We start from the raw sequence: 2,789 nt of genomic DNA on the forward strand, positions 1-2,789 counted from the left end.
AAAAGATTATGCATAAAAAATACTTATGTAAACTATCTTCCATAAAGAGTTCTTTACAAGATAATTAGTTCCATAATAGTTTACATAATGTTATTGATAAATGTTCACAATATAGTGGCTGTTAAACAATAATATTATGTCTACAAACTACTCCTCATTTGAGGAACTCACACATTTTGCTTCTAAATATCTGGAAGATAGAGGTCGAAGCAAACAAACAGTAATCATATACAATTGGATTTGGAAAAAGATAAAAGTGCACATGGAAAGGGAGCAGATAGAAAAGTGCAGCTCCAATACCATTACTGATTATCTGAGCCTTACTTATGGTGAGAAACCTATCTCAAAACTTACCCACCACCAAAAACATTGTTTAAGATGTGCGCTTTGTTTGGCTCAGTTTACCGAAACAGGCAAAATGATTGAGATCATCCAGCGACGGGAAGTCATTACGTTTGAGGGTGAAATAGGATTGCTGATGAAACAGTACATCGATTATAAGGGATCAATGCGGTTGAACCAAAAGACGTTGCAGGGACACTCCTGGTATTTATATCAGTTTTGGAAACACTTGGATGCATCTGGGATCTCCAGCGCAAGTTTATTATCACCGCTGGTAATCATGAAATATGCGGCAAACTTACTTCCCCAGGCTGCTGGCGCCAAACATTTGGCATTATCTATTATAAAGAACTTCTTGAGATACCTTCACGAGAAAGAAAAAACAAAAAAGGACTTGTCACTGATTGTACCCAAAGATAACTATAAAAAACAACCACAACTTCCCTCTACCTATACAAAAGAAGAGGTCCACACCATACTAAACTCCATAGATAGAAGTACACCCACCGGAAAGCGGAATTATGCCATATTAATGCTAGCAGTAAGATTGGCAATGAGAGCTTCTGATATTAGCAGCCTGGAATTCGGGCATCTGTTATGGAGCCAGGAGACGATTTCTTTTCAACAGTTTAAGACAAAAGCATTGGTAGAACTCCCATTACCAGCAGATGTCGGTGATTCTATAATCAATTATGTCAAATATGCACGCCCTAGTTCAATTGATAAACACGTTTTCCTTGAAAATGCTTACCCCCATAATCCTATAGAATCAAAAAGGGTGTCCAAAACCGCATGCAGAGCAATCAGTGAATCGGGAGTCAATATTGGAGCGCGAAAACACGGTTCTCATGCTTTGCGACATACTATGGCCAGCCTGCTATTGGAACAGAAAACAGCGCTTCCCATCATCTCCGAACTACTAGGGCATACCAATATTCAGACATCAATGTGTTACCTAAGAATAGATACTGAGTCTTTGAGACAATGTGCCCTTGATGTTCCCGCTGTCCCGGAGCGATTTTACACTCAGAAAGGAGGTGCGCTTTATGAATAATAAATCAAGCCTGACTGGTGTTCTAATGCCTTTTATAATTGACTTCCTTAATATGAGAAGAAATCTTGGCTTCAAGTCTGAAGCCCCCAGATATAGTTTGCTTGCCTTTGACGCCTTTGCCTTTAAAAAAGGTCTTACAACTATCAACATCACCAGGGAGCTAGCGGAAGAGTGGTGTGGCCGTCGGCCGGATGAAGCGACCGATACCTGGTCCCATAGAAACTGCTTTCTTCGCCAGTTGTCAATATACTTAGTGAATCTGGGATATGACAGTTATATTCCCTCAAGAGTGTTTGGAAAACACGATAACTTCATCCCTTATATTTTTTCCGACCAGGAAATTCAAGCTTTATTTGAGGCCTGTGATTCCCTTGTTCTGTTTGACAAGCATGCAAGAAGTGAAATAATGGTGATGCCCGCTTTGATCCGTATGCTTTTTTCTACAGGCATAAGAGTTGGAGAGGCAGCCAACCTACTTAATAGGGATGTAGACCTGGATCATAATTACCTGATTCTGCGTAACTGTAAAAATGGGAAAGATCGGATGGTTCCTATCTCCGATTCCTTAGCGGAGACCTGTCGTCAATACCGAAAGTACAGAACTTTGCTTCCTGATAACAGTGACCACTTTTTTGTTAAATTAAATGGCTGCAAATGCCTCGCAAATAGCTTTTACCTGTGGTGGAGCAAGATGTTAAAAATAGCGGACATCAGGCGGCGTGGAAAGGTTCCCGGCCCAAGGTTACAAGACATCCGCCATACTTTTTGTGTAAAATCAATGGTTCAATTGGCAAAAGAAGGCAAAGACCTGTATTATATTCTTCCGATATTATCAACTTATGTAGGCCATCAATCTCTTGCAGCCACCGATCGGTATCTTAGATTGACCTCCCAGATGTATCCAGAATTACTCAGTCAAACAGATAGTATTTGTTCTTACATATTTCCTGAACTTAAATATAGGCCAAATGATTAAGCAAAATGAATTTGCCAAATACCTGACATACTTTATGGTAAAGTATCTTTCAGGAGAGAGAGGCTGCTCTGTCAACACCATAAGCGCATACAGGGACTCTGTTTCACTTTTTCTCGTCTTTATGCGGGATAATTTCAATATTGGAGCGGACCATGTTGACTTCAAAGATATCACACAAGATAGGATTGTTGCTTTTCTGGAATGGCTTGAGATCACACGGAAATGTGGCATAGCTACCCGGAACGCCCGGCTGGCAGCATTGCATTCTTTTTTCAGGTTCCTCCTCTATAAGTGCCCTGAGCATATGAATGAATGGCAGCGGATACTTGCCATTAGGATCAAAAAAGTTCCAAGAGCAGCAGTAGTCTTTCTGTCCACAGAAGGCATGAAACTGCTGCTTGCCCAACCAGATACTTC

General features: G+C 40.6%; 3 protein-coding genes. All 3 read left to right on the plus strand.

Going from position 1 to position 2,789, the window contains the following annotated elements; all coding sequences use genetic code 11:
• Nucleotides 1-136: 136 nt before the first annotated feature.
• Entirely contained in the window at nt 137-1,396 is a 1,260-nt protein-coding gene (locus AAKU52_RS17255) for a site-specific integrase (protein WP_354335865.1), read from the plus strand.
• Nucleotides 1,397-1,448: 52 nt separating this feature from the next.
• Nucleotides 1,449-2,372, plus strand: a complete 924-nt coding sequence (locus AAKU52_RS17260; protein WP_354335867.1) for a tyrosine-type recombinase/integrase — start codon at nt 1,449-1,451, stop codon at nt 2,370-2,372.
• Nucleotides 2,373-2,406: 34 nt separating this feature from the next.
• Nucleotides 2,407-2,789, plus strand: a 383-nt coding sequence (locus tag AAKU52_RS17265) for a tyrosine-type recombinase/integrase (RefSeq protein ID WP_354335869.1), incomplete at its 3' end; no start/stop codon positions are given.

The sequence above is a fragment of the Pedobacter sp. CG_S7 genome (assembly GCF_040544395.1).
Lineage (GTDB): Bacteria > Bacteroidota > Bacteroidia > Sphingobacteriales > Sphingobacteriaceae > Pedobacter.